This is a genomic window from Massilia sp. CMS3.1, assembly GCF_051262535.1.
Lineage (GTDB): Bacteria > Pseudomonadota > Gammaproteobacteria > Burkholderiales > Burkholderiaceae_D > Telluria.
In genome coordinates, this window is the sequence record NZ_JBIMES010000010.1 from 80159 (window position 1) to 102012 (window position 21854).

Sequence of the window (21854 nt, forward strand, 5' to 3'; positions counted from 1 at the left end):
CCACCCGATATTTCCCGTTATTATTCCGACCTATGACTACGAACGCCGATCCTTTAGAAATCAACAAATTCAGCGAGCTGGCCCACCGCTGGTGGGACCCGACTTCCGAGTTTCGTCCACTGCATGAAATCAATCCCTTGCGCCTGGAATGGATCAACGCGCGCGCACCACTGGCCGGCAAGAACGTGATCGATATCGGTTGCGGCGGCGGCGTGCTGTCCGAATCGATGGCGCGCAAGGGTGCGAAAGTGACCGGCATCGACCTGTCCAAGAAAGCGCTGAAGGTCGCCGACCTGCATGGCCTGGAGTCCGGCGTCGACGTGCGCTACAAGCTGATCGCCGCCGAAGACATGGCGCTCGAAGAGCCAGGCCAGTACGATGTCGTCACCTGCATGGAAATGCTCGAGCACGTGCCGGACCCGGCCTCGATCGTACGCGCGGCTGCCACCCTGGTGAAACCGGGCGGCCAGCTGTTCTTCTCGACCATCAACCGCAATCCGAAGGCGTATTTGCTGGCCGTGATCGGCGCCGAATACGTGCTGCGCATGCTGCCGCGCGGCACCCACGACTACGGCAAATTCCTGACGCCGGCCGAACTGTCGCAATTCATGCGCGCCGCCGGCCTGCAGGTCGAGGGGATGAAGGGCTTGACCTACAATCCGCTGACCAAGATCTACTCGCTCAACAACGACACCGATGTGAACTACATGGTGGCCTGTACCAAACCTGTTTGACTGATTCGATGACCTCCCCTGCTCTGACCAAGGCACCGCGTGCCGTCCTGTTCGACCTCGACGGCACGCTGGCCGACACCGCGCCTGATCTCGCCGCCGCCGTCAACTGGCTGCGCACCGAGCGCGGCCTTGAACCGACTCCCTACAGCGTGCTGCGCCCGACCGCCTCGGCCGGCGCGCGCGGCATGATCGGCGCCGCCTTCGGCCTGGCGCCAGGCGACGACGGCTACGAAGAATTGCGCGTCCAATGGTTCGACCGCTACCAGTCGAACATGGCTGTGGAGAGCGGTCTGTTCGAGGGCGTCGACGCCCTGTTGCAGGGCATCGAGGACGCCGGCATGGCCTGGGGCGTCGTCACCAACAAGCCGGCGCGCTTTACGGACCCCTTGATTCCGGAGATCGGCCTGGCGCACGCCGGCTGCATCGTCTCCGGCGACACCATGCCGCACGCGAAACCCCATCCGGCGCCCTTGCTGGAAGGTGCGCGCCGCCTGGATATCGCGCCAAGCGCCTGCTGGTATGTCGGCGACGACCTGCGCGATATCGAAGCGGGCCGCGCGGCGGGCATGCTGACGGTTGCCTGCGCCTGGGGCTATTGCGGCGCGATCGAACCGCAGGCCTGGGGTGCGGACTTCCTATGCACCACGCCGCTCGACCTGCTGGAGCTGCTGCGCAGCCTGGTTCGCACGCCGTCCATGGTGAATGCCTGATACTTACATCTGATTACGACTGATACCGGTTTCTGTCTACCGTGTAACTGTCATCGTCCGTAATCTGACTCCATCGACAACGCAACAGATGGAGCAGACCATGAACACCACCGCAACCGCCACCCGTATTCATCCCCTGATGGCCGCCGCAGCCGCGTCGGTGATCATCGTCAGCCTGACCGGCGCCGCTGCGATTTCCGGCATGCTGCCCTCCTCGCGCAGCGCACCGGAAGCGCAAGCCGCCTTGCTGCCAGCCGCCGGCATGGCGCTCGCCGCAGGCCAGCAGGCAACTGCACCAAACCAGTATCCTGCGCAATTCGCCCCACAACAGCTGCAGCCCGCCGCACCTGCCCAGTACGCACCAGCCGCACCGATGGTCGTGAGCGCCGCACCGGGCACGACGACCTACATCCAGTCGGCCAATTATCCTTCGGCACCGGTCGTGATCGTGAAGCAGGAAGCTGCGCCCGCCGTGAAGAAAACCGTAGTCCAGCCGCGCGTAGTTGAACGCGTCGTCGAGCGCCGCGTCGTCGAGCACCGTCCGGCACGCCAGGTGACGCGTCACGAGGAACCGACCTACCGCGCCGCCCCAGCGCCGGCACCAGCCCAGCCGAACTATGTCGGCATCGGCACCGGCGCCGTCATCGGCGGCCTGATCGGCAACCAGGTCGGCGGCGGCAACGGCAAGAAGCTGGCAACCCTGGCCGGCATCATCGGCGGCGGCTACGTCGGCAACGAAGTCGCCAAGCGCGCTGGTCAGTAAAATTTGGCTGGTCTGGAGTGAAACCACAGCATTCTTGCGGTTTCGTCGTCTTTCGGCTCAGGCACGCACGCACGACCACGGGATGCGCAACACACAGCCCGCGATTCAAGTACAATGGAACTTCGTTGGGGGCGACCTGGTTTCGACGTGGGTTGTAAAGCAGCGCAGGGCATACCGAGGACTGGTTACCTCGTAAATACATCCAGAAATCAATAACTGCAAACGATAACTCGTACGCACTCGCAGCTTAATTGCTGCTAGCTCTACACTACCTCGCCTCTGGGGTGGGCCGCAAGGCACGTAGAGTCATTTACAGAGGCTAGGACTCAACCGGGTTACTTGGTTGCTTCCGAAATTTAAGGTAACTCGCTTGTACAAAGGGTGCACATCCCCGGTGTCCAGGCTAAATTAAATGATAGTGCTAAGTATGTAGAACTGTCTGTAGAGCGCTTGCGGACGAGGGTTCGATTCCCTCCGCCTCCACCAGTATTCCGATAAACCCCTGATTCGTCAGGGGTTTTTCCTTTTCTGCTCTCCGGTTTTGGCTTGTTCACCCCAAGTCAGCACCCCAAGAGACAGAATGGCAATCCGACTACCTTCTCATCTGCACCGCGCCCGATCCGGCATACTGCACTTCCGTATAGCAATCCCGCCAGACCTTCGGATCCACTTCAAGACCCGCGAAATCTACCGCAGCCTCCGGACCGCCAACGTGCGGGAGGCCGCTACGACCGCCCAGGCCCTCTCGCACGCGCTCAAACAGCTCTTCTCCCAAATTCGCACTGGAACTATGTCTGAACAGAAAAAAACGCCTCCTGGGCCGCTTGGTGGCCTCGACCTGGGTCTCATCATGGAGTTTCACTTTGACACGGTGACGCCGACCAAGAAGACTGTGAGATTCCAGACCGAACCGCACGACACGCCGGAAATGGTCTCCGCTGCCCTGGCGGCAATCAATGGCACCGCTGGCGCTGGCACCAAGGAGCGGAAGAAGTCCACGCCCCTATTCTCTGAACTCATCGAGGACTACAAGCGCGACCGGCTCGCTGCCGGTAAGTGGACATCGAAAACCCAGGACGAGAACCTGGCGGTCTACAAGCTGTGTCTGACCATCATCGGTGACCTTCCCATCGGTGACATTGGCGATGACCAGGCGCTGACTTACGTTGAAACGCTGAAAAAGCTGCCCGCGAACATGAACAAGATGCCGGCATACAGAGGCAAGACCATCAGTGAAGTCATCGCCTTAAACCCGGCACCGATGGCGACGCGGACAATCAACAAGAGCCTTGAGCGGATCAGCAGCCTATTCAAATTCGCCACATTAAAACCAAAGTATGACCTGCGCTACAACCCGTTCAGTGGGCGCAGCCTGAACGAAAGCGACGGCCAGCAGCGCGAACCATTCACGAACGATGAACTCGCCCGGCTCTTCGGTGCGGCTGAACATACGCAGCGCCAATACACGACCGCCTATAGCTATTGGCTTCCCCTCATGGGATTGTTGACCGGCGCGCGCCTGAACGAGCTTTGCCAGCTTCATCTTTCCGACTTCGAAGTAGTCGGCGGCATCGACTGTATCAACATCAAGGATGCGGGAGAGGGACAGCGGCTGAAAAACAAGAACGCTAGGCGCCTGGTTCCGATCCACGACAAATTGATCGAAGTCGGTCTAATTCGCTACGTTAACCGCCTGCGCGCGCAGGGCCATGAACGCCTATTCCCAACGCTAAAATTGACCGATGAAGGCTACGGCAAAATGCCTTCACGATGGTTTGGAAAATTCAGGGAACGTTGTGGAATCCTGGAAAAGCACACAAAAGTCTTTCACTCATTCCGACATACATTCATATCGACCCTGCTCGACAACGACGTGGAGGAAACGGCAATCGCGCCAATCGTCGGCCATGACGGAAAGCTGATCACGGGACAGGTTTACTGGAACGTGAAAGATGCCGTGAAGCGCAAGCCGACCGTTGAGAGATTCCAGCCTCACCCTGATGTCTGGAACCTCGTACCCAAGTTCGAAGATGTTGAGATTACGGGCGAATGACCAATTCCTTCTCTGGTTGCGGAGTAGATGGGCTAATAGCCCAACCGTAAACTGACAAGTATACCTAAATGGGTTAAAGTTCTCACGGGGCCGCTATCGAACAGACACCTGCTTTGATGCAGCATAGTTAAATGCAAATTTTAATTGTTTTGCATTTGAAACCAGGGAAAATTTATGCCAAATGAATTAAATCTTGATGCTCACATTGGTAGTTTTGTTGCGGCACAGAAAGAGATCGAAAGATTTCTCGACGATAATTACGCGAAATTGCCAGATAGACTCCATCACTTCGCGCCAGATTTCGGCGCGCTGAAATCTATTTTAGGCAGTAAGCAAATGTGGGCGTCGCACGCTTACGATATGAACGATAAGCGAGAATTGTGGTACGGGAGCTATATCGTCCACGCTTGCCTTGAAGAGAAACGAAAGTTATATGCGCCTAGGAAAATTTTTCAACTGGACGAATTTTTTGATATGGCGCTAGAGCGCTCGAACCCGTACTCGAATAGTTTTAACGGACTCCAAGCCCCCTTTGTTATTAGCCTGTGCGAAGACGGGAACTCTAATTCGCAGTGGGAAAAGTATGGAAATAAAGGAAAGGGTTATTGTCTTAATTTTCGCACTACCAAGCCTTTGCTTCCGGACTTGGCGAAGAGAAATTTGATGCTATTAAAAGTGATTTATGACATCAACACTCAGGTTTCACTTATCAATACGGCTATTCAGAAAGAAGTAAATCACATTCTTGCTCATCTTAACGATCCCTCTGCGATTTTTATGGGAATGGGTGCTTCAGTTGCGTTCTACCAATTGTTGCTTATCTATACCATCTCTTTTAAATCGAAAAATTGGAGTGACGAACGGGAGTGGCGCCTCGTCCGTGGTACAAGTCCAATTCTTGAACCTGTTGTCCCAGAAACACGTGAAAAGGATGGCTCGACAATACGATTTACGCGAGTCGAATTTTCTGACTTCGCACCGTTTAGTCGGGTTCAAGATATTTCTGCAGGCGCAAAAGCTATACCCGAAGAGGTTGCGCAAGTGACTGGGCTACTTGACTCATTTCGGAGCTGATTGATATGGCGGGACAGCTTGTGAGTCCAATGTCGAGATCAACCATAGCGAAAATTGAAAACTTAGTAGCGAGGCATTATTACTATGAATTCTGATGCGTATACCAAGGTAGTAAAATCGATAGATGCTAGTATCCCATCGCTCATCCCTAACTCGACCGTGGCTGTAACTTGCACTCAAGGGAAATCTGTTGTTCAGATCGGTAGCGGAACCCTATTGGCGATCGCAGATGCCTATTTTTTGGTTACTGCAGCCCACGTGGCATTAGCTGCGCAAAAAATGGAGGGAAGTCCTGGAATCGTCGCATTGAAAGCAGGCTCGCATACGCCGTTATCTGGCGAATGGACCTTAAGTGCGTCGGACTCCGGAACTCTTCAGGGCGACAAGTATGACATTGCCGTCTATCGCCTAAATGACAATGAACACCAGCGATTGGCGGGCTGTGACTTTGTTAGGATTAGCGATGTAGATTTTACCTCAGACTTATCAAATGGCTACTTCGTTCTATGTGGCTTTCCGAGTGTTTGGTCTGAAAGTTCAGATAGTCCGTCTGCGACGATGGTACTTAAACCGCTTTTATACGGAGCATGGACCTACGCGGGTTCATCGAGCGGACTGCAAGGGTTTGATACCAATCACCACATGCTTCTTCACGCAAGTCCTGACATAATGCTTGACCATGAGGGGCGTAATGCAAGCATGCGTACGCGCTCTAATCATTGGGTCGGAATGCCTGGTGGCCTACGAGGTATTAGTGGCTGCAGTGTATGGATGATTGGCGACATTACCCTACCCGCTAACACCTGGAGCCGCCAGCGCGCCCGTATCGTTGGCGTCGAGACGGGGGTTTACGAAGGCGCCGTCCCGACCATTAAGGCTTCGAAATGGCGTGCAGTTTTATCGCTGATTTATGCCGCTTTCTCCGATTTGCAGCATCCAATCAACTTTCATATTGAATCACAGTTAAACTGATACATTAGCGCAAGTTTTTAGGAACTTCATTGTGCAATGTGTCAGGTCATATCTGAGCTACTGCTTATAAAGTGGCCCACTGCTGAACCCGACTTACCGCCTTAGCAGTCCACCGACCACCGCGCATCGTCGGCACGTTCATCTGGTTCAGGTGGGCGGCGACCTGGTTCAGGCTCATGCCTTCTTTCAGGTTCCCCAGCAGGCCCATCATCTTGCGCGAGAATTCGACCGAAGCCATCTCCTGAGCTTCCCTACCCTTCGCCTGAGCATCCGCTAGGTTAGTCCGGTTCCCCAGGACCTTGCCGGCCGCCTTCTTCGCCGCCAGTGCGGCCTTAGTACGCTGAGAGATCAGTTCCCGCTCTTTCTCTGCCAGTGAGGCATACAGGTGCAAGACAAACGGATCAACGTCAGTCCCCAGCTCGGCCACGATGAATGGCACCTTGCGAGCCATTAGCCCCGAGACAAACGCCACATCCCGGCTCAGACGGTCCAGCTTCGCCACGATGACAGGGCAACCAAGGCGACGAGCAGCATCGAGCGCACGCGCAAGGCCAGGACGATCATCAATAGCCAGCTTGCCACTGGCAATGTCCACAAAGCCGTCCACGACCTCGAACCCCTCAGCAACACAGAACCCCTCCAACGTCGCCATCTGCCCGTCCAGGCCAAGCCCGCTCTTGCCCTGTTCCGACGTGCTAACTCGACGGTAAATAATTGCCTTTTTCATTATTGTGTCCTTGCTGTGTCATACGTAAACGACCGTTTAGTGTTGACACAGTATAACAGCCCTGTCGGCAGTTTGGTGTACAAATGCACCACCATCACGATATAATGCAACATCTTAACAAGTTAGAAAGCAATCATGACCACCAGCAAACCCCGGCTCTCCATCCAGCTCGAACCCGAGCTGCACGGTGTCCTCGATTCAATCGCAACGAAGGCAGGAATCTCCATCGGCTCACTAGTCCGCACCGCTGTGCTGTGCAAGATGGAAGACTTCTTGGCCTTCGACGCCTATCTGGACGATCTGCCACCGACCGGCGTACACCGCATCGCGGCAATCGAAGCCCTGAAAAGCCCCGGCCCTCACAGCCTCAAGCAAGACCTCGAAGAGCTCACCAACCGTTACGGAACAAAATAATGAACGCTACCTTCATCAATCACACCGAATTCGCCGAGATCATCACCAGCGAATCCTGCGTCATCCACTCGACCATCAACGCACCCGAAGCACCAGAAATGCACGTGGCGACTGTAGACGGTGTAGACGTGCTCATCTTCGTTGACGCTGCGGGCGGCGCCGCAGTCGTTCAGGGCTGCCACCTCGACCACGAATCCGGCGGTTCGATTCACTCGCATGCACGCGCTATTAACGCCGCTGCCTGACGACGGCGAAGAATGCGAACGCGGCGAACTCCGTTACCGCGAACGCATCGACAGCATCCCATTCCTGAAAGGCGCCAGAGAAGCCCAGAAGGCTTTGTGGGCGACTTTCCAGGATTTGGTAAAGGCGCTACCTGACTACAACACCTCGACGCTCATCGTGCGCATCGAGACGACCACCGATCCGCTCATGCTCTGGGAAATTCACCAGGAACTTGAGCGGCGCGGCATCCCGCCAATCTTTCGATTCACGCGCAACGACGACAGCGGCCAAATGCGGTTCGTCACCTGGCTCGCTGACCTCTACTGGCACACGCGCCGAATTGACGCGCCCGAGAAGGTGTATCGATCCTGGAAGCGGCTATTCGGCCACGCTGACGACTCTTGGCACGAGAAGGCCCGAATCGTCTTTGAGCATGGCTGGGGGCGCGGCGCGCTCGCCACCTACTGCACGAAGGGGCTATGCCTGACCGACAACGACCGGCTCGACCTGATGACCATCAAGACCACTCGCCAACTCGCACGCCAGCGCCAGCTCAAGCAGTCGGACGAGATGCGGTTCGCAATCGCCAGCTATGCGACACAGCACCCCGATAAGACCGGCAAGAGAAGGCCGAACGAGATCACACGCGACCGTTGCATGATCTGGAAAACCTACCTGCTTGCCGACCAGCGCGACACCCTGACAGCTCAGATGGTCACGGCCATCTATGGCGAGAAGATGACCAGGTTGAAGGTGCAACAGCAGATCGCGGCGGTCAAGAAAGCATGGGAGGAATTCGGGCCGGTAAGACAGGAAAACCCGTAATGCTGCTACCTCCTGGAGTGCCTGTTCTATCGAAGATAGAACCTCTAAAGTGCTCACCCTTATTCTCCCTATGAAAACAAGGGTGAGCACCGTTTGTCATACGGAGGGTGAGCACTTCAAAAACTAGTGCTCACCCTTCCCTCACCAGAAACCACACCATCAGAAGGGCATCGATCTGGAGGAGGCGGTCCAGGTCAACCGGGCGACCTCGACCTCGACCTCGACCTCGACCTCGACCTCGACCTCGACCTCGACCTCGACCTCAACCTCAAGCGGACGCTAGTCCGCTATGTGGGAAGGTGGGTGGTCTTAGCTAAAAGACAGCTTTTTCTGATGGTGCTGATCACCCAAATCCGTGTGTGGCAAATTCTTTGCTTATATAAATTCTGTCCATCGCCACCCCGGGAAAAATGGGGGATTCCTCCCACACCCGGCCTATAAGAAAGCCGCATTCCATGTCGGTAACGTCTTCAAATTCATCACTCGCCAAAACACGTCACGGAAAACGAGGCCGACCTCGCAAGCCCGACGCACTGACGCCAGCCCAGCGCGCCCAACGCTACCGAGACAAGCAACGGCTAGGCATCGCCACCGTCAGCGCCACGCTCATCGCCTTTCTCATGGAAGACGCGGCCAAGACGTTCGACCGAGCCGCCCACGAAGACTGGCAGCGATCACTAGCCGAGGAAACCGACCGGATCGACCGAGAGTTTCATGAAGCAATGGCGGCATGGGACACCTGACGCGCACATCGGCGACCGACGTCAGCTTCGACCGTGTAAAATCCCCCCAACGTCGCACCCCAAGTGGGGTGCTTTTTTTGAGCCACGCCGGGGCGACACTCAACAGAATCAAAGGGTTAACGGAACAGATGGTGGAGGTTGGAGACTCCCTCCGCCTCCACCAACTAATAATCTGGATCACTCCAGCGACCTCCAAAAACCCGCCATTGTGCGGGTTTTTTACTATGGGCGTCCTCTAAGATGGGGTAACATAGTCCAACCACATCTAATTCGTTCCGGGGGTAACTCTGCGGGGTAACTCGGAATCTCGTAGAGGACTTACCCCAATATACCCTTGACGGACATAACCATCCGCAACGCCAAGCCTGGCGCAAAGCCAGCAAAGCTCTTCGACGAGCGTGGCCTGTTCCTGCTTGTTACCCCGGCCGGGGGTAAGTGGTAGCGCCTGAAATATCGCTTCGAAGGAAAAGAGAAGCTGCTTTCCTTGGGCGTGTATCCAGACGTGGGCCTAAAAGATGCGCGCGATCGGCGCGACACTGCTCGTAAACAGCTTGCCGACGGTATCACCATGACACCGGAAGCGCTTGTCGATTGGGTCCGAAAGAATCGCGCTGAGATGCCGGCGAAGACACCAGTTCGGCCGCCGCCGCCCAGCAATTCGATGCACCTCCTACCGGAGGACACAATCGGCCTTCCTCGGTACATACCTCTTGAAATCTGGGCTAGCCTGCTTCTTGGAGCATGCACCGCACATCAACACGCTGCGCCGGTGGGTACACGATGGGAGGATCTATCCTCAGGCCGTGAAGATCGGCAAGCTGTGGTGCGTTCGGAAAGACGCTGCGTACCTCCCCGATTGATCAATCCCAGCAATCAACACTGTCGGAAAATTTTACAATAGCAACTAAAATTTCTTCTAAGTCATTGATATTTCTACTTGGCATTTTTTTTGCTTATAGGCATACATCTAAAAATAACCCTAGGGTATGTCATGAAAACACTTCTTCTCGCTGTTCTGCTTGCTACTGTCGGCACCGCTCAGGCAGGTGTCTACACCTTCTCGGTGGAAGATGGATATAACAACAAGTTTACTGGCTCGTTTGAGGGTACAGCAAACGGCAATCTCATCAATGATCTATCCAACATTTCGCTTGCATTTAACGGTTTAGAAATTGGTAGCGAAAGTAAGCCTATTTTTTCCGCGCAGGTAGGTACGTCTACCGGCAGTTTTGAATCTGGCGGAGTAGCATCGTTTAACGGCCTGGAAAATAATTTTATTTTTGTCAACTCTGACGTTGGAAACGGTCAATGGGACTATGACGCATTCTTGTATTCGCTTAGTGGGTTTAACTTCTATGGCTACACTTATAACTTTACCCAAGCCTATCAAGGGACTGATCCATACCTCAATGCGTATATGGATGGTTCTCCTGCTTCCTACAACTGGCAAGTGGCTGAAGTGAACGAAGTTCCAGAGCCAGCAAGTCTTGCTCTGATTGGCCTTGGCCTTGCTGGCTTGGGCGCTCTGCGTCGCCGCCAGAAGTAATTTCCCAAGTTGCAGAATGAAGGCCGGTACCTACCGGCCTTTTTCTTTGCTGATAGCGATGCAAATACTGCATGTACATACAGTAGTATTCCCCCATGGGCTTCAGACCACCGCTACCGACCAATAAGGAAGCGGCGCAGTTGTTGCGCAGGTCGTATGAGCTGGTGTTTGGGAAGTTGACGAAGAAGTTGCAGCGGGAGATAGGCGTTGACGCTTGACAGCGCGGCGACGTTTGCGGGACTGCTGCCTGCCCTGTTAGCGGCGCTTCCAATCCGCGTGGGCATGAATGCCCGTTGAACCCGTCATTAAGGCCATTGGCCTCAATGACCCTATACGGGAGACGGTGCGGGCTAAAGATACGCGCAACGCGCCGCGGGTCAAAATTGATCAAGAAGCGCGGTGGCTGAAACTTCAAAGCCCCAGCCCCAGCGCTGCTTCACTTCAAATTTACGACGACGGCCCCATATCCGCCATATCCGGCGAAATCATCATCGCCTTCATCAGCGCGTCGTTAAACGCCGGAATATCATCCGGCTTGCGGCTCGTGATCAGCTTTTCGTCGATCACGACTTCCTGGTCGCTCCACTCCGCTCCGGCATTCTTCATGTCGTCCTGGATCTCAGGCCAGCTGGTCAGGCTTTTCGACTCCGCGATGCCCGCGTCGATCAACACCCAGGGAGCGTGGCAAATCGCCGCGATCGGCTTGTCCTCGTCGTAAAAATCGCGGATGAAGGCGATCGACTCGGCACTCTTGCGCAATTCCAGCGGATTCTTTTCGCCGCCCGGCAGCAGCAGCGCGTCGAAGTCGGCAGGACGGGCATCGTTGACGTTCATCTCGACGCGGAAAGTATCGCCCAGTGCGTCATGGTTCATGCCCTGCACTGTCTCTCCCACGGCTTTTGGCGAAATCAGGATCACCTCGGCGCCTTGCTGTTCCAGGAAACTGCGCGGTTGCGTGTACTCGACCTGCTCCACGCCATCCGTCATCAGGACGGCAACGCGCTTGCCTGCCAAGGCCCCGCGACCGGCCGTTTCATTCTCCGACTCCTGCACTTGCACCTGTTCCAATTCCATGTGACCTCCTTGATGTGAATGTTCGTGAATCATCTGACACGATTTTAGGAGGACGCCAGCGTCCACGGCGCGCGCTTAACAAGTTCCGCCATTCGCATCTCCACATGCGGCGCACGCCAGACACCTTCACCACAGTCTTAGCACTTAGACAGTAAAATCCCAGGTTTCCGCATCAAGCTACCCCATGACTACCACCACCCTCCCCATCTCGCCCTCCCCCGTCCGCGTAGAAATCGCCACCCTCTGGACGCTGTCCTGGCCGATGCTCGTCGGCCAGCTGGCAACGGTCGGCATGGGCGTGGCCGACGTCGCGATGACGGGGCACGTGAGCGCGGAGGAACTGGCGGCCGTCTCACTCGGCGCCTCGGTCTGGTCGATCGTGCTGGTGACGGTGATGGGTGTCATGATGTCGATTAATACCGTGGTGGCGCACGAAATCGGTGGCGGACGCTACGACAAGATTCCGCACTCGGTGCGCCAGGCACTGTGGAAAGGCGCCGGAATCGGCGTCATCGCCTTGATCGCGACCAACCTGTGCACGCTGCTGTTCGACCATATCGGCCTGGACCAGGCGGTGGCCGAGCGCGCCGCCATGTTCCTGCACGTGACGAGCCTCGGCATGCCGGCCTTTGCCTGCTACCGCGCGCTGTACGGCTACACGACCAGCATCAACGAAACCAAGCCGATCATGGTCATCGCGATCCTGGGGCTGTTGTTCGTCATCGCCAGCAACTGGCTGCTGGTGTTCGGCAACTGGGGCTTTCCGCGAATGGGCGCAGTCGGCTGCGCCGTGTCCACAAGCGTCGGCATGTGGCTGATGCTGATCGCCATGCTGGTCTGGGTGAAAGTGTCTCCCGTCTACCGCATGACCTATCCATTCACCGGCTGGGAAGGTCCGGACTGGAAAGAAATTCGTCACATGCTGCATCTGGGCTTGCCGATCGGCGTTACCTATTTTGCCGAGGTCAGCGCGTTTGGCCTGATCAGCTTGCTTGTGGCACGCTTTGGCGTGGTGCAGGTGTCGGCGCACCAGATCGCGCTGAACTTCGCCTCGCTCGTGTTCATGGTGCCGCTCAGTTTCGGTATCGGCTTGCTCACCCGCGTCGGCCAGGCGATGGGCGAAGGCAATCCGGTGCGCGCGCAATTCGTGGCGCGCGTGGGGGTGGGCATGTCGGTTGCCTTCGGCGTGCTGTCGGCCGCCTTCATTGCCCTCTTCCGCTGGGAAATCGCGCGCGCCTATACCTCGGACCCGGCGGTGCAGGAAGCCTGCGTGCACCTGCTGCTGTTCGCGGCGCTGTTCCAGTTGTCGGACGCGACCCAGGTTGCCACCGCCTCGGCCATTCGCGGCTACCAGGTGACGCGTCCGCCGATGATTATCCAGCTGGTCGCCTTCTGGGGTTTCTCGCTGCCGCTGGGCTATATCCTCGGCATCGCCCCCAGCTGGTTCCCCTGGTCGCCTGCAGTGCCGATGGAGTCCACCGGCTTCTGGATCGGGCTGGTGCTGGGCTTGACGATTGCCGCCGTGCTTCTCTCCGTGGCCATGGAGCGGCTGTCGCGCCAGAAGGCGCGCGCCGCAGTGCATTGACACTGTGGTTTTTACCGACCGCCACGGGTGGGTATGTACAGCTTTTACCCGTGGACTCTGGTATCGTCTCGTCCGTTGCATAAAGCTAACTTTCATCGAGACAATCAATGCGCCTTCTCCTCTGCCTCCTGGCCGCGCTCGCGGCCGCGCCCGCATCCGCGGAACGCCTCACGCTCGACCGTATCCATGGCGAAACCTCGCTTGCCGGCCCCGGGGTGAAAAACGTGCGCGTGTCGCCTGACGGCGAACGCGTGACTTTCCTGCGCGGCCGCACGGACAACCAGTTCCAGCAGGATCTGTGGGAATACAACATGAAGGACAAGACCACGCGCCGCCTGGTCGACTCCAAGCAGCTTGTGCCCAACGAGAACCTGTCGCTCGAGGAAAAGGCGCGGCGCGAGCGCGCCCGCACCGCCAGCCTGTCCGGCATCCTGACCTATAACTGGTCGCCCGACGGCAAGCAGTTGCTGGTGCCGATCGCCGGCGACCTGTACCTGATCGACGCCGCCAAGCCGGATGCCGCGCGCAAGGTTGCATCGGGCAATGTGCTCGATCCAAAGATTTCGCCGAAGGGCCGCTACGTTTCGTTTGTCCGCAACCAGAACCTGGTCGTGATCGACCTGAAGACCGGCGCCGAGCGCCAGCTGACGCAAGACGGCAAGGGCACCGTGCACAACGGCGAAGCCGAGTTCGTGGCCCAGGAAGAAATGGACCAGACCACCGGTTATTACTGGGCGCCGGATGACTCCGCGATTGCCTATAAACGCTACGACGAAGCGCCGGTGCCGGTGGTCCGCCGTTTCGAGATCTTTGCCGACCGCACCGAAGTGATCGACCAGCACTATCCCGCTGCGGGCGACCCGAACGTGCTGGTGGACTTGTTCATCGTGTCGCCGGAAACGGGCGTCTCGCGCAAGCTTGACCTCGGTGCTGAAAAAGACATCTACCTGGTGCGCGCCGACTGGAGCTCGGACAGCAAGACCCTGGTCTACCAGCGCCAGACGCGCGACCAGAAGCGCCTCGACCTGGTCGCGGTCAATGCCGCCACGCTGGCCCAGCGCACATTGCTTACCGAAACCTCGAAGACCTGGGTCAGCCTGCACAACGACCTGCGCTTCCTGAAGAACCGCCAGGCCTTCATCTGGGCCTCAGAGCGCTCAGGCCGCAACCACCTTTACCTGTACGACCTGAACGGCAAGCTGCTCAATACGATCTCGAGCGGCGAATGGGGCATCGACAACGTGCTGGCCGTCGACGAAGCTGCCGGCAAGGTGTATGTGTCGTCGAACCGCGACGCCGTCATCGACAAGCAGACCTATGCGCTGGCGCTGGACGGCAGCCTTGCTGCCAAGCCGGCACGCATCACGGCCGGCGACGGCTGGCATGAGGCCGCGTTCGCGAACAACGGCAAGATCTTTGTCGATACCTATTCGAGCACGACAACCCCGCCGCAAGTATCGATTCGCCGTGCCGACGGTGCGATGGTGCAATGGCTTGAACGTAACGAGCTGAATGCCAGCCACCCATTCGCGAGTTTCCTGCCCGACTTGCTGCCGACCGAATTCGGCACGATCAAGGCCAAGGATGGCCAGACCCTGCACTATTCCATGATCAAGCCGGCCGGTTTCGATGCAACGAAGAAGTATCCGGTCTTTCTGTTCACCTATGGCGGCCCGCACTCGCAGCGCGTGACCCGTACCTGGGGCAATTATTTTGACCAGTACATGGCGCAGCAGGGTTTCGTGGTGTTTCGCCTGGATAACCGCGGCTCAAGCCGCCGCGAACGCCAGTTCACCGATGTCATCTACAACAACCTCGGCAAGAACGAAGTCGAAGACCAGGTCAGCGGCATCGACTGGCTCGCGCAGCAGAGCTTTGTCGATCCGAAGCGCGTCGGCGTGTTCGGCTGGAGCTATGGCGGCTACATGACGCTGCGCCTGCTGGCTGCGGCATCAAGCAAGATCGCGATGGGCGTGTCGGTAGCGCCGGTAACCGACTGGGCACTGTACGACACCCATTACACCGAACGCTACGTCGGCGCCACGCCAAAATCGGACAAGGATGCCTACGACCGCAGCGGCGTGTTCGCGCACCTCGATGGCTTGACGTCGCCGCTGCTGCTGGTGCATGGCATGGCCGACGACAACGTGCTGTTCACCAACAGCACGCGCCTGATCGACGAGCTGGTCAAGCGCAACGTGCAATTTGACCTGATGACGTATCCGGGCGCCAAGCATGGCATCTCGGGCCGCACCAGCCAGCGCCACGTGTACGGGCTGATCGAGAACTTTTTCAAGAAGAACCTCGGCGGTACGCAAGCCAGATAATCCCGCCATGCGGGATTGACGAAACCGGAACGCTTGCGGGTGTTCCGGTTTTTTTATGGTCTTACGCTCAACAGTTGCCGTCAAGTCTAGATAATTTCTGAGAAGTCAATAAAAAGTCAACGCTGAATGTCTCGTATACGCGACAGTATACAACTTTTTTAGACACATATATCAACCTATGAATGCACGTTTTTCCTAGGAGAATGCGCATTTGCGGACAAATGTATAAATTTTTGTCAACGAATTCTGTCCGCACAGAATTAATTCCTCAAGGTATTCTCCATGTTCCTGATCTAGAGACACGCTCAAGACGAGCGGTACCACAACGAGGACATTCCCAATGCAAGCCATCCGTACAAACCTTACCCGCATCACTGCTGCTGTTTCCGCCCTGCTCGTCGGCGCTGCCATTGCGACACCGGTCTCTGCCGCTACCCTGAGTGTCGGTGCAGGCAAGACCTACGCTACCCCATGCAAGGCATTTGTCGCAGCGAAAGCTGGTGACGTCATCGATATCCATGCCGCCACCTATACGGGCGACGTGTGCGAAATTACCAAGAACGACCTGACTATCCGCGGCGTGAACGGTCGTCCGAAAATCAATGCCGGCGGCAAAAGTTCGCAAGGCAAAGCCATCTGGGTTGTGAGCGGCAGCAACATCGTGATCGACAATGTCGAAATGTATGGCGCCAAAGTAGTGGACAAGAACGGTGCCGCCCTGCGCCTGCAAGGTACGAACTTCACGCTGCGTAACTCGTTCTTGCACGATAACGAGAACGGCATCTTGAGCGGCGTGAACCTCGCCAGCACCGTGATTCTGGAAAACAACGAGTTCGGCCGCAACGGCTACGGCGACGGCTACAGCCATAACGTGTATATCGGCAAAGTCGGGAAGCTGACCTTCCGCTACAACTATTCGCACGATGCCAACGTCGGCCACAGCCTGAAGACGCGCGCGCTGTACAACACGATTGCGTACAATCGTTTCTCGAGCCTGCGTGCAGGCGAAACCGGCAGCACTGGCGCCGGAAAGCCGAGCTACGAAGTCAACGTGCCGAATGGCGGCACGACCTTCATCATCGGCAACATCATCATGCAACCGGCATCGGCCAACAACCCGGCCATGGTGTCCTACGGCGAGGAAGGCACCAGCGGCTACGCTACCGATCTGTATGTGGTCAACAATACCTTCGTCAACGACGATAGCGTCCGCGGCACCTTCGTGACGGTCCGCAACGCTGCTACGCCGGCAAAGCTAATCAACAACATCTTCAGCGGCTTTGGCACTGTTACCACCCAGACCAATGCGATCAAGACGACGAATTACCAGGCCCTGTCGGTCGGCTTCGTCAACCGTGCGGCGTACGACCTGCGTCCGCTGGTCAACTCGCTGATCGTGAACGCCGGTTCGGCACCGGGCTATGCGACCGGTAACGTGACGCTCAGTGCGGCGGCCAGCTACAAGCACACTGCTACCGCTGCCCTGCGCTCGAACCTGGGCACCAAGGTCGACATCGGCGCTTACGAAGTTCAGTAAGCACTTGGGTAGCACGTAAAAAGGCCCCGGCGTCGAGACGCCGGGGCCTTTTTTCATTCACTGCACCGCCTGATGGCGGTGCGGGAATCAGTTGGTAGCGTCTTTCAGCTTTTCCTTGACGTCGCCAAACTTTTCCTGGGTCTTGCCTTCGACCTGGTTCTTCAGGCCCTTGGCTTCCTGCTCGGTGTTGCCGACCAGCTTGCCAGCTTCTTCCTGAATCTTGCCACCGATGTCTTGCAGTTTGCCTTCGACTTGGTCTTTGTTCATGATGATCTCCTTGCGTGAAGCGCGGTCGGATGACGACGCGATGGGTTCAGATTACGCCGCCTTGCGGCGGCCGTCCGTGCGTCCGTTCACATAGCTCGACAATTTCCTCGAACGCTAGTTCAGCTCATCCATGCGCCAGTACGTCGTGACCGATGGTAAAGTTTAATTATTCTTTTGTTAATCAAACACGATCATGCACGAACCTGTCCACCCTCCCGCCCTGCCCCTCGAGCACTCCTCCGGCGCCACAAGTGCTCCGCAACGCAAGCTCATGAAGCGCACTGCCCTTGTCGATGGCATCAGCGTGCTCTTCGTCCTGGGACTGGCCGCGGTCTGGTTCGCGGCCGACGCCCTGCTGCTCGTGTTCGCCTGCATCCTGTGCGCGGTGCTGTTGTATGAACTTTCCCACATGCTGGCGCGTCGCATCAAGCTCAGGCGTGAGTTCGCGCTGGCACTGGTGGTTCTGCTGCTGTTCGCGGCGATCGGCCTGGGGGGCTGGGCCATGGCGCCGCAAATTTCCGAGCAGTCCAGTAAACTCGCCGAAACGGTGCCCAAGTCGCTGCAACAGCTGCAAGGCGTCGTCAACGAGTATCCACTGCTGAAAAAGGCGCTGGCAGGCCTGCCGCCGACCGAGCAGATCGTCAAGCAGCTGTCGCAGCTGGTGCCGAATGCCGGGCTGTTCTTCGGCGGGGTGTTGGGTGCGCTCGGCAACGTCGTCATCGTCCTCTTCGTCGGCATTTATTTCGCCGCCTCGCCACACCTCTACACGAGCGGCCTCATCAAGCTGGTACCGCAGTCGAAGCGCCCACGCGCACGCCAGGTGCTGCAAAAGATCGGACATACGCTGTCGAGCTGGCTGCTGGGCAAATCGGTATCGATGCTGATCGTCGGCACCGTGACCTCGATCGGCCTGTCCGTGCTGGGCGTTCCGCTGGCCCTGATCCTCGGGATCATTGCCGGCCTGCTCGACTTCGTACCCTATCTCGGGCCGATCATGGCCGGCGTGCCGGCGGTATTGATCGCGTTTTCGATCAGCCCTGACCTGGCGCTGTACACGGTGCTGCTGTTCGTGGGCGTGCAGCTGGTCGAAGGCTATGTGCTGCAGCCGCTGATCGAATCGCGCGCAGTCGACTTGCCGCCGGCACTCACCATCGTCATGCAGCTCGTGTTCGGCACCTTGTTCGGCTTTGCCGGAGTGGCGCTGGCGACGCCGCTGGCTGCGGCTTTGAAAGTGCTGGTGCAGATGCTGTATGTGGAGGATGTGCTGGGGGATAAGGTGGAGCAAGCGGAGAAATAACAAAAAAGCCGCGACACGTCGCGGCTTGGTTATTGGTGGCTGAGCAATCAGCTGCCCTTGACGATATCCTTCAGGTCGCCGACCTTTTCCTGCACCTTGCCTTCGACCTGCTTCGACTGCCCTTCGGACTGCTGCTGGCGGCTGCCGACAGCTTCGCCGACCTTTTCCTGGATCTTGCCGCCGACGTCCTTGGCCTTACCCTTGATTTGGTCCTCGTTCATGATGAGTCCTCTTCGGTTGGAATCGAAGCCCTACCTTAGGCCTGATGGTCGGGCGATTCTGTTCGCTGGCTAACATTTGGACGACGCCACAAGCTTGCAAGCCACGGCTGCTGTTCTTGCGGCAAGCCCGGCGGACGGTAGTAATGGCGCAGCGGCAAAAATCCCGCCGCGATCAGATGGCGCTCCCAGGCCGGGTAGTCATGGTAGCTGCCATAGCGCGGACCGTTCCAGCCCTCCTCGTTGTGCCCGCGCGGATTCGAGCTGAACAGCACCCCGCCCGGTTTCAGGGTGCCATACAGCGCCGCCAGCACATCGGCCAGGGCAGCTCCCGGCACATGGAACAGTGATGCGTTCGCGAAGATGCCGTCGAAGTAGCCCGGTGGCAGGTCCAGGTGCAGGAAATCCTGGTGCCAGACTTCGCAGCCGCTGTGTTCGCGCGCCATCGCAACGAATTCGGCGGCCCCATCGAGGCCGATGGCCCGGTGCCCGAGCGTGCTGAAGGTTTTCAGGTCGCGCCCCGGACCACAACCAAGGTCGAGCAGCGTGTACGGCGCCGGCGCTTCGATCGCATCAAGCAATGCCGAGATGTTCTGGCTGACATCGTGGTCGATCGTGCCGGCAAAGAACTGGCGTGCGTTGAGTTCGTAGTGGGCCAGGGTGCGCCGGGAGATGTCGTCAATGCTGTCGGTCATGGCGTCACCAGATCTTCACGCGTTCCGACGGCGCCAGGTAGAGCGACTGTCCCGGCTTGACGTCGAAGGCCTTGTACCAGGGATCCAGGTTGCGCACGATATAGGTGCGGTACTGGGAGGGCGCGTGGCCGTCGGTGAGGACGGCGCGCCGCAGCGAGGCTTCGCGCGCCTTGCTGCGCCAGCCCTGGGCGAAGCCGGTGAAGAACTGGCGGTCCGCATCAGGGGTGTTGCCCGATGGCGTGGTCTTGAACGCATCGTAGGCGGCGGCCACGCCGGCCAGGTCGGCCAGGTTTTCGCTCAGCGTCAGTTGGCCGTTCACCGCCAGGTCCGGGAAGGGTTTGTAGGCGCTGTATTGCGCGACCAGCTTGTTCGACGCAGTCTTGAAGTGCGCCAGGTCTTCCTTCGTCCACCAGTCGCGCAGGCGGCCCTGGACGTCGAACTGGGCGCCCTGGTCGTCGAAGCTGTGGCTGATCTCGTGGCCGATGATCGAGCCGATCGCACCGTAGTTGGCGGCATCGGTTCCCTTCGGATCGAAGAACGGCGGCTGCAGGATCGCGGCCGGGAAGTTCATGGCGTTTTGCAGCGGCAGGTTGACGGCATTGACCAGCTGCGGCGGCATGGCCCACTCGGTGCGTTCGGGTTTGCGCGCCAGCTTGGCCAGCTCTTGCTGGTAGTGGTATTGTTCGGCGCGGATCGCATTGCCGAAGGCGTCGCCGGCGACGATGTTCAAGCCGTCATACGACTTCCAGCGCTCCGGATAGCCGATGCCGACATACATCGACTTGACCTTGGCCTGGGCCTGGGCGCGGGTAGCCGGGGCCATCCATTCGAGCTTGTCGATACGGCGGCTGAAGGCGTCGATGATGTTCGCCACCATTGCCTGCACCCGTGCCTTGTTCTCGGCCGGGAAGTAGCGTGCGACATAGATCTTGCCCACGGCTTCGTCCATGGCGGCATTGGTGGCGCCCAGGGCGCGCTTCCAGCGGGCCGACTGCTGCGGCGTACCGGAGAGCGCACGGCCGTTGAACTCGAAACGCTGGTCGGCAAAGGCTTTCGGCAACAGGCTGGCGTACTGATTGAGCTTGTGGAAAGCGAGGTAGTCGCGCCAGCTGGCGACGTCGGCATCGGCCAGCAGCTTGGCCGCGCCTGTGATGGCGCTCGGGTGGTAGACCTGGAAGCGGTCCTGGCCGGATAAACCGGCCGCCTTGAAGAAGGCGTTCCAGTCGATGCCCGGCGCTTTGGCGGCGAAGTCCTTCAGGGTCCACACATTGTTCGACTTCTGGATATTTGCCGAATCCTCGCGCGGGGCGTGGGTTTGCGCCAGCGCCAGCTCGAGTTCGAACACGCGCGCTGCGCGTTCGTCGGCCTTGTCCATGCCAGCGAGCTTGAGCATGGCGGCAATGTGCTGCTGGTACTTGGTGCGCAGCTCGGCCATGCGCGCATTGTTTTCCAGGTAATAAGCCCGGTCCGGCAAGCCGAGGCCGCCCTGCAGCAGGTAAGGCAGGTTGCGTGACGGCTCGTTCAAGCCTTGCGCGACCCACAGGCCGAACAGGTTTTCCGTGAAAAAATTGGTGCTGTTCAGAGGGTCGACGTCGGCCCGGATCGAGCTGCCCAGCGCACGCACCAGGCCTGCCTTGTCCTTGATGCCGGCAATGTTTGCCAAGATCGGCTTCAGGGGCGCAAGGCCCCGTTTTTCGATGCCGGCTTCGTCCATGTAGGCGGTGTAGAAATCGGCCACCTTGCGCGCTTCGCCACGCGTTTTCTTGTCGGCAGCGAGTTCCTCGATCATTTTTGTGATGCGGGTATTCGTGTCTTCGGCCAGCGCCCCCATCGCACTCCAGGAACCGCGGTCGGCCGGGATCTCGGTCTTGGCGAGCCAGTCGCCATTGGCGAAGGCGTAGAAGTCGTCACCGGGTAACACCGCCATGCCGGCGCTTTTGGTTGCGGCGGGTTTTTCGGCGGGTGGCGCCACCGCGCTTGCCTGGGCGGCGGCGTATCCCGCGGAGAACGTGCTGCTGCACAGAGCGAGAACGACGGCGGTCCTGGCAAATGTCGGGCGAGTCTTCAT

At 58.2% G+C, this 21854-nt stretch carries 22 protein-coding genes, 1 other RNA gene and 1 pseudogene; 18 read left to right on the forward strand and 6 right to left on the reverse strand.

Annotated elements, in window-relative coordinates:
* The first annotated feature begins 32 nt into the window (after positions 1–32).
* The 7 genes from ubiG to ACHAC9_RS16870 all read left to right on the forward strand — a co-directional run bounded on the left by ubiG (position 33) and on the right by ACHAC9_RS16870 (position 6306).
* Entirely contained in the window at positions 33–734 is a 702-nt protein-coding gene (gene ubiG, locus ACHAC9_RS16840) for a bifunctional 2-polyprenyl-6-hydroxyphenol methylase/3-demethylubiquinol 3-O-methyltransferase UbiG (protein ID WP_435761429.1), read from the forward strand.
* Between the two features lie 8 nt (positions 735–742).
* The gene (locus tag ACHAC9_RS16845; RefSeq protein ID WP_435761431.1) at positions 743–1444 is read left to right on the forward strand and encodes an HAD family hydrolase; all 702 of its coding nucleotides are present in this window, start codon (positions 743–745) and stop codon (positions 1442–1444) included.
* Positions 1445–1544: 100 nt separating this feature from the next.
* Positions 1545–2207 (forward strand): glycine zipper 2TM domain-containing protein, encoded by a 663-nt coding sequence (locus tag ACHAC9_RS16850; protein ID WP_435761433.1) that lies wholly within the window; start codon positions 1545–1547, stop codon positions 2205–2207.
* A 127-nt stretch (positions 2208–2334) separates the two neighbouring features.
* Positions 2335–2693, forward strand: a transfer-messenger RNA (tmRNA) gene (ssrA, locus tag ACHAC9_RS16855).
* 94 nt (positions 2694–2787) lie between these two features.
* Positions 2788–4260, forward strand: a complete 1473-nt coding sequence (locus ACHAC9_RS16860; protein WP_435761435.1) for a DUF6538 domain-containing protein — start codon at positions 2788–2790, stop codon at positions 4258–4260.
* A 174-nt stretch (positions 4261–4434) separates the two neighbouring features.
* A complete protein-coding gene (locus ACHAC9_RS16865) occupies positions 4435–5334 on the forward strand; it encodes a DUF2971 domain-containing protein (RefSeq protein ID WP_435761437.1) in 900 nt (299 codons plus the stop codon).
* Between the two features lie 216 nt (positions 5335–5550).
* Positions 5551–6306, forward strand: coding sequence for a hypothetical protein (locus tag ACHAC9_RS16870; RefSeq protein WP_435761439.1), 756 nt, complete (start codon positions 5551–5553; stop codon positions 6304–6306).
* A 64-nt stretch (positions 6307–6370) separates the two neighbouring features.
* Here the strand turns inward: ACHAC9_RS16870 and ACHAC9_RS16875 are convergent, their stop codons facing one another.
* Positions 6371–7033, reverse strand: a complete 663-nt coding sequence (locus ACHAC9_RS16875) for a recombinase family protein (RefSeq protein ID WP_435761441.1) — start codon at positions 7031–7033, stop codon at positions 6371–6373.
* A 135-nt stretch (positions 7034–7168) separates the two neighbouring features.
* Between ACHAC9_RS16875 and ACHAC9_RS16880 the strand changes: the two genes are divergently transcribed.
* From ACHAC9_RS16880 to ACHAC9_RS16910, 7 genes and pseudogenes are all read left to right on the forward strand, one after another.
* Entirely contained in the window at positions 7169–7447 is a 279-nt protein-coding gene (locus ACHAC9_RS16880; protein ID WP_435761443.1) for a hypothetical protein, read from the forward strand.
* Positions 7447–7692: a hypothetical protein gene (locus ACHAC9_RS16885; RefSeq protein WP_435761445.1), complete on the forward strand. Its 246-nt coding sequence runs from the start codon at positions 7447–7449 to the stop codon at positions 7690–7692. The genes ACHAC9_RS16880 and ACHAC9_RS16885 overlap by 1 nt, the downstream gene beginning before the upstream one ends.
* Positions 7664–8497, forward strand: coding sequence for a hypothetical protein (locus ACHAC9_RS16890; protein ID WP_435761447.1), 834 nt, complete (start codon positions 7664–7666; stop codon positions 8495–8497). Before ACHAC9_RS16885 ends, ACHAC9_RS16890 begins: the two co-directional genes overlap by 29 nt.
* A 455-nt stretch (positions 8498–8952) precedes the next feature.
* Entirely contained in the window at positions 8953–9240 is a 288-nt protein-coding gene (locus ACHAC9_RS16895) for a hypothetical protein (RefSeq protein WP_435761449.1), read from the forward strand.
* A gap of 328 nt (positions 9241–9568) precedes the next feature.
* Positions 9569–9805, forward strand: a pseudogene (locus tag ACHAC9_RS16900) (Arm DNA-binding domain-containing protein); the annotation flags it as partial.
* Positions 9806–9974: 169 nt separating this feature from the next.
* Positions 9975–10100, forward strand: a complete 126-nt coding sequence (locus ACHAC9_RS16905) for an excisionase (RefSeq protein ID WP_435761451.1) — start codon at positions 9975–9977, stop codon at positions 10098–10100.
* A gap of 131 nt (positions 10101–10231) precedes the next feature.
* A complete protein-coding gene (locus tag ACHAC9_RS16910) occupies positions 10232–10786 on the forward strand; it encodes a PEP-CTERM sorting domain-containing protein (protein WP_435761453.1) in 555 nt (184 codons plus the stop codon).
* 447 nt (positions 10787–11233) lie between these two features.
* On the opposite strand, the gene ACHAC9_RS16915 is transcribed toward ACHAC9_RS16910, so the two are convergent.
* A complete protein-coding gene (locus ACHAC9_RS16915; protein WP_435761455.1) occupies positions 11234–11860 on the reverse strand; it encodes a type 1 glutamine amidotransferase domain-containing protein in 627 nt (208 codons plus the stop codon).
* Between the two features lie 184 nt (positions 11861–12044).
* On the opposite strand from ACHAC9_RS16915, the gene ACHAC9_RS16920 reads away from it, so the two are divergent.
* The 3 genes from ACHAC9_RS16920 to ACHAC9_RS16930 all read left to right on the forward strand — a co-directional run bounded on the left by ACHAC9_RS16920 (position 12045) and on the right by ACHAC9_RS16930 (position 17309).
* On the forward strand, positions 12045–13445 hold the full coding sequence (locus ACHAC9_RS16920) for an MATE family efflux transporter (protein WP_435761457.1): 1401 nt from the start codon (positions 12045–12047) through the stop codon (positions 13443–13445).
* 107 nt (positions 13446–13552) lie between these two features.
* Positions 13553–15772 carry a S9 family peptidase gene (locus tag ACHAC9_RS16925; RefSeq protein ID WP_435761459.1) on the forward strand — a complete coding sequence of 740 codons (2220 nt, stop codon included), beginning with the start codon at positions 13553–13555 and terminating at the stop codon, positions 15770–15772.
* Positions 15773–16112: 340 nt separating this feature from the next.
* Entirely contained in the window at positions 16113–17309 is a 1197-nt protein-coding gene (locus ACHAC9_RS16930) for a hypothetical protein (RefSeq protein ID WP_435761461.1), read from the forward strand.
* A gap of 87 nt (positions 17310–17396) precedes the next feature.
* On the opposite strand, the gene ACHAC9_RS16935 is transcribed toward ACHAC9_RS16930, so the two are convergent.
* Positions 17397–17576, reverse strand: a complete 180-nt coding sequence (locus tag ACHAC9_RS16935; RefSeq protein WP_435761463.1) for a CsbD family protein — start codon at positions 17574–17576, stop codon at positions 17397–17399.
* Positions 17577–17847: 271 nt separating this feature from the next.
* Between ACHAC9_RS16935 and ACHAC9_RS16940 the strand changes: the two genes are divergently transcribed.
* Positions 17848–18873, forward strand: a complete 1026-nt coding sequence (locus tag ACHAC9_RS16940) for an AI-2E family transporter (protein WP_435761465.1) — start codon at positions 17848–17850, stop codon at positions 18871–18873.
* A gap of 47 nt (positions 18874–18920) precedes the next feature.
* Here ACHAC9_RS16940 and ACHAC9_RS16945 read toward each other — a convergent pair whose 3' ends face one another.
* Genes ACHAC9_RS16945 through ACHAC9_RS16955 form a run of 3 tightly spaced genes read right to left on the reverse strand, consistent with a single transcriptional unit; the run spans position 18921 to position 21854 of the window.
* Entirely contained in the window at positions 18921–19094 is a 174-nt protein-coding gene (locus ACHAC9_RS16945; protein ID WP_435761467.1) for a CsbD family protein, read from the reverse strand.
* Between the two features lie 35 nt (positions 19095–19129).
* Positions 19130–19786: a class I SAM-dependent methyltransferase gene (locus ACHAC9_RS16950; protein ID WP_435761469.1), complete on the reverse strand. Its 657-nt coding sequence runs from the start codon at positions 19784–19786 to the stop codon at positions 19130–19132.
* A gap of 4 nt (positions 19787–19790) precedes the next feature.
* A complete protein-coding gene (locus tag ACHAC9_RS16955; protein WP_435761471.1) occupies positions 19791–21854 on the reverse strand; it encodes a M13 family metallopeptidase in 2064 nt (687 codons plus the stop codon).

Bases quoted from the DNA above. Each gene is read 5' to 3' on its own strand.
- ubiG (WP_435761429.1), top strand. From the start codon at position 33: ATGACTACGAACGCCGATCCTTTAGAAATCAACAAATTCAGCGAGCTG.
- ACHAC9_RS16845 (WP_435761431.1), top strand. From the start codon at position 743: ATGACCTCCCCTGCTCTGACCAAGGCACCGCGTGCCGTCCTGTTCGAC.
- ACHAC9_RS16850 (WP_435761433.1), top strand. From the start codon at position 1,545: ATGAACACCACCGCAACCGCCACCCGTATTCATCCCCTGATGGCCGCC.
- ACHAC9_RS16860 (WP_435761435.1), top strand. From the start codon at position 2,788: ATGGCAATCCGACTACCTTCTCATCTGCACCGCGCCCGATCCGGCATA.
- ACHAC9_RS16865 (WP_435761437.1), top strand. From the start codon at position 4,435: ATGCCAAATGAATTAAATCTTGATGCTCACATTGGTAGTTTTGTTGCG.
- ACHAC9_RS16875 (WP_435761441.1), bottom strand. From the start codon at position 7,033: ATGAAAAAGGCAATTATTTACCGTCGAGTTAGCACGTCGGAACAGGGC.
- ACHAC9_RS16880 (WP_435761443.1), top strand. From the start codon at position 7,169: ATGACCACCAGCAAACCCCGGCTCTCCATCCAGCTCGAACCCGAGCTG.
- ACHAC9_RS16885 (WP_435761445.1), top strand. From the start codon at position 7,447: ATGAACGCTACCTTCATCAATCACACCGAATTCGCCGAGATCATCACC.
- ACHAC9_RS16890 (WP_435761447.1), top strand. From the start codon at position 7,664: ATGCACGCGCTATTAACGCCGCTGCCTGACGACGGCGAAGAATGCGAA.
- ACHAC9_RS16895 (WP_435761449.1), top strand. From the start codon at position 8,953: ATGTCGGTAACGTCTTCAAATTCATCACTCGCCAAAACACGTCACGGA.
- ACHAC9_RS16910 (WP_435761453.1), top strand. From the start codon at position 10,232: ATGAAAACACTTCTTCTCGCTGTTCTGCTTGCTACTGTCGGCACCGCT.
- ACHAC9_RS16915 (WP_435761455.1), bottom strand. From the start codon at position 11,860: ATGGAATTGGAACAGGTGCAAGTGCAGGAGTCGGAGAATGAAACGGCC.
- ACHAC9_RS16920 (WP_435761457.1), top strand. From the start codon at position 12,045: ATGACTACCACCACCCTCCCCATCTCGCCCTCCCCCGTCCGCGTAGAA.
- ACHAC9_RS16925 (WP_435761459.1), top strand. From the start codon at position 13,553: ATGCGCCTTCTCCTCTGCCTCCTGGCCGCGCTCGCGGCCGCGCCCGCA.
- ACHAC9_RS16930 (WP_435761461.1), top strand. From the start codon at position 16,113: ATGCAAGCCATCCGTACAAACCTTACCCGCATCACTGCTGCTGTTTCC.
- ACHAC9_RS16935 (WP_435761463.1), bottom strand. From the start codon at position 17,576: ATGAACAAAGACCAAGTCGAAGGCAAACTGCAAGACATCGGTGGCAAG.
- ACHAC9_RS16940 (WP_435761465.1), top strand. From the start codon at position 17,848: ATGAAGCGCACTGCCCTTGTCGATGGCATCAGCGTGCTCTTCGTCCTG.
- ACHAC9_RS16945 (WP_435761467.1), bottom strand. From the start codon at position 19,094: ATGAACGAGGACCAAATCAAGGGTAAGGCCAAGGACGTCGGCGGCAAG.
- ACHAC9_RS16950 (WP_435761469.1), bottom strand. From the start codon at position 19,786: ATGACCGACAGCATTGACGACATCTCCCGGCGCACCCTGGCCCACTAC.
- ACHAC9_RS16955 (WP_435761471.1), bottom strand. From the start codon at position 21,854: ATGAAGACTCGCCCGACATTTGCCAGGACCGCCGTCGTTCTCGCTCTG.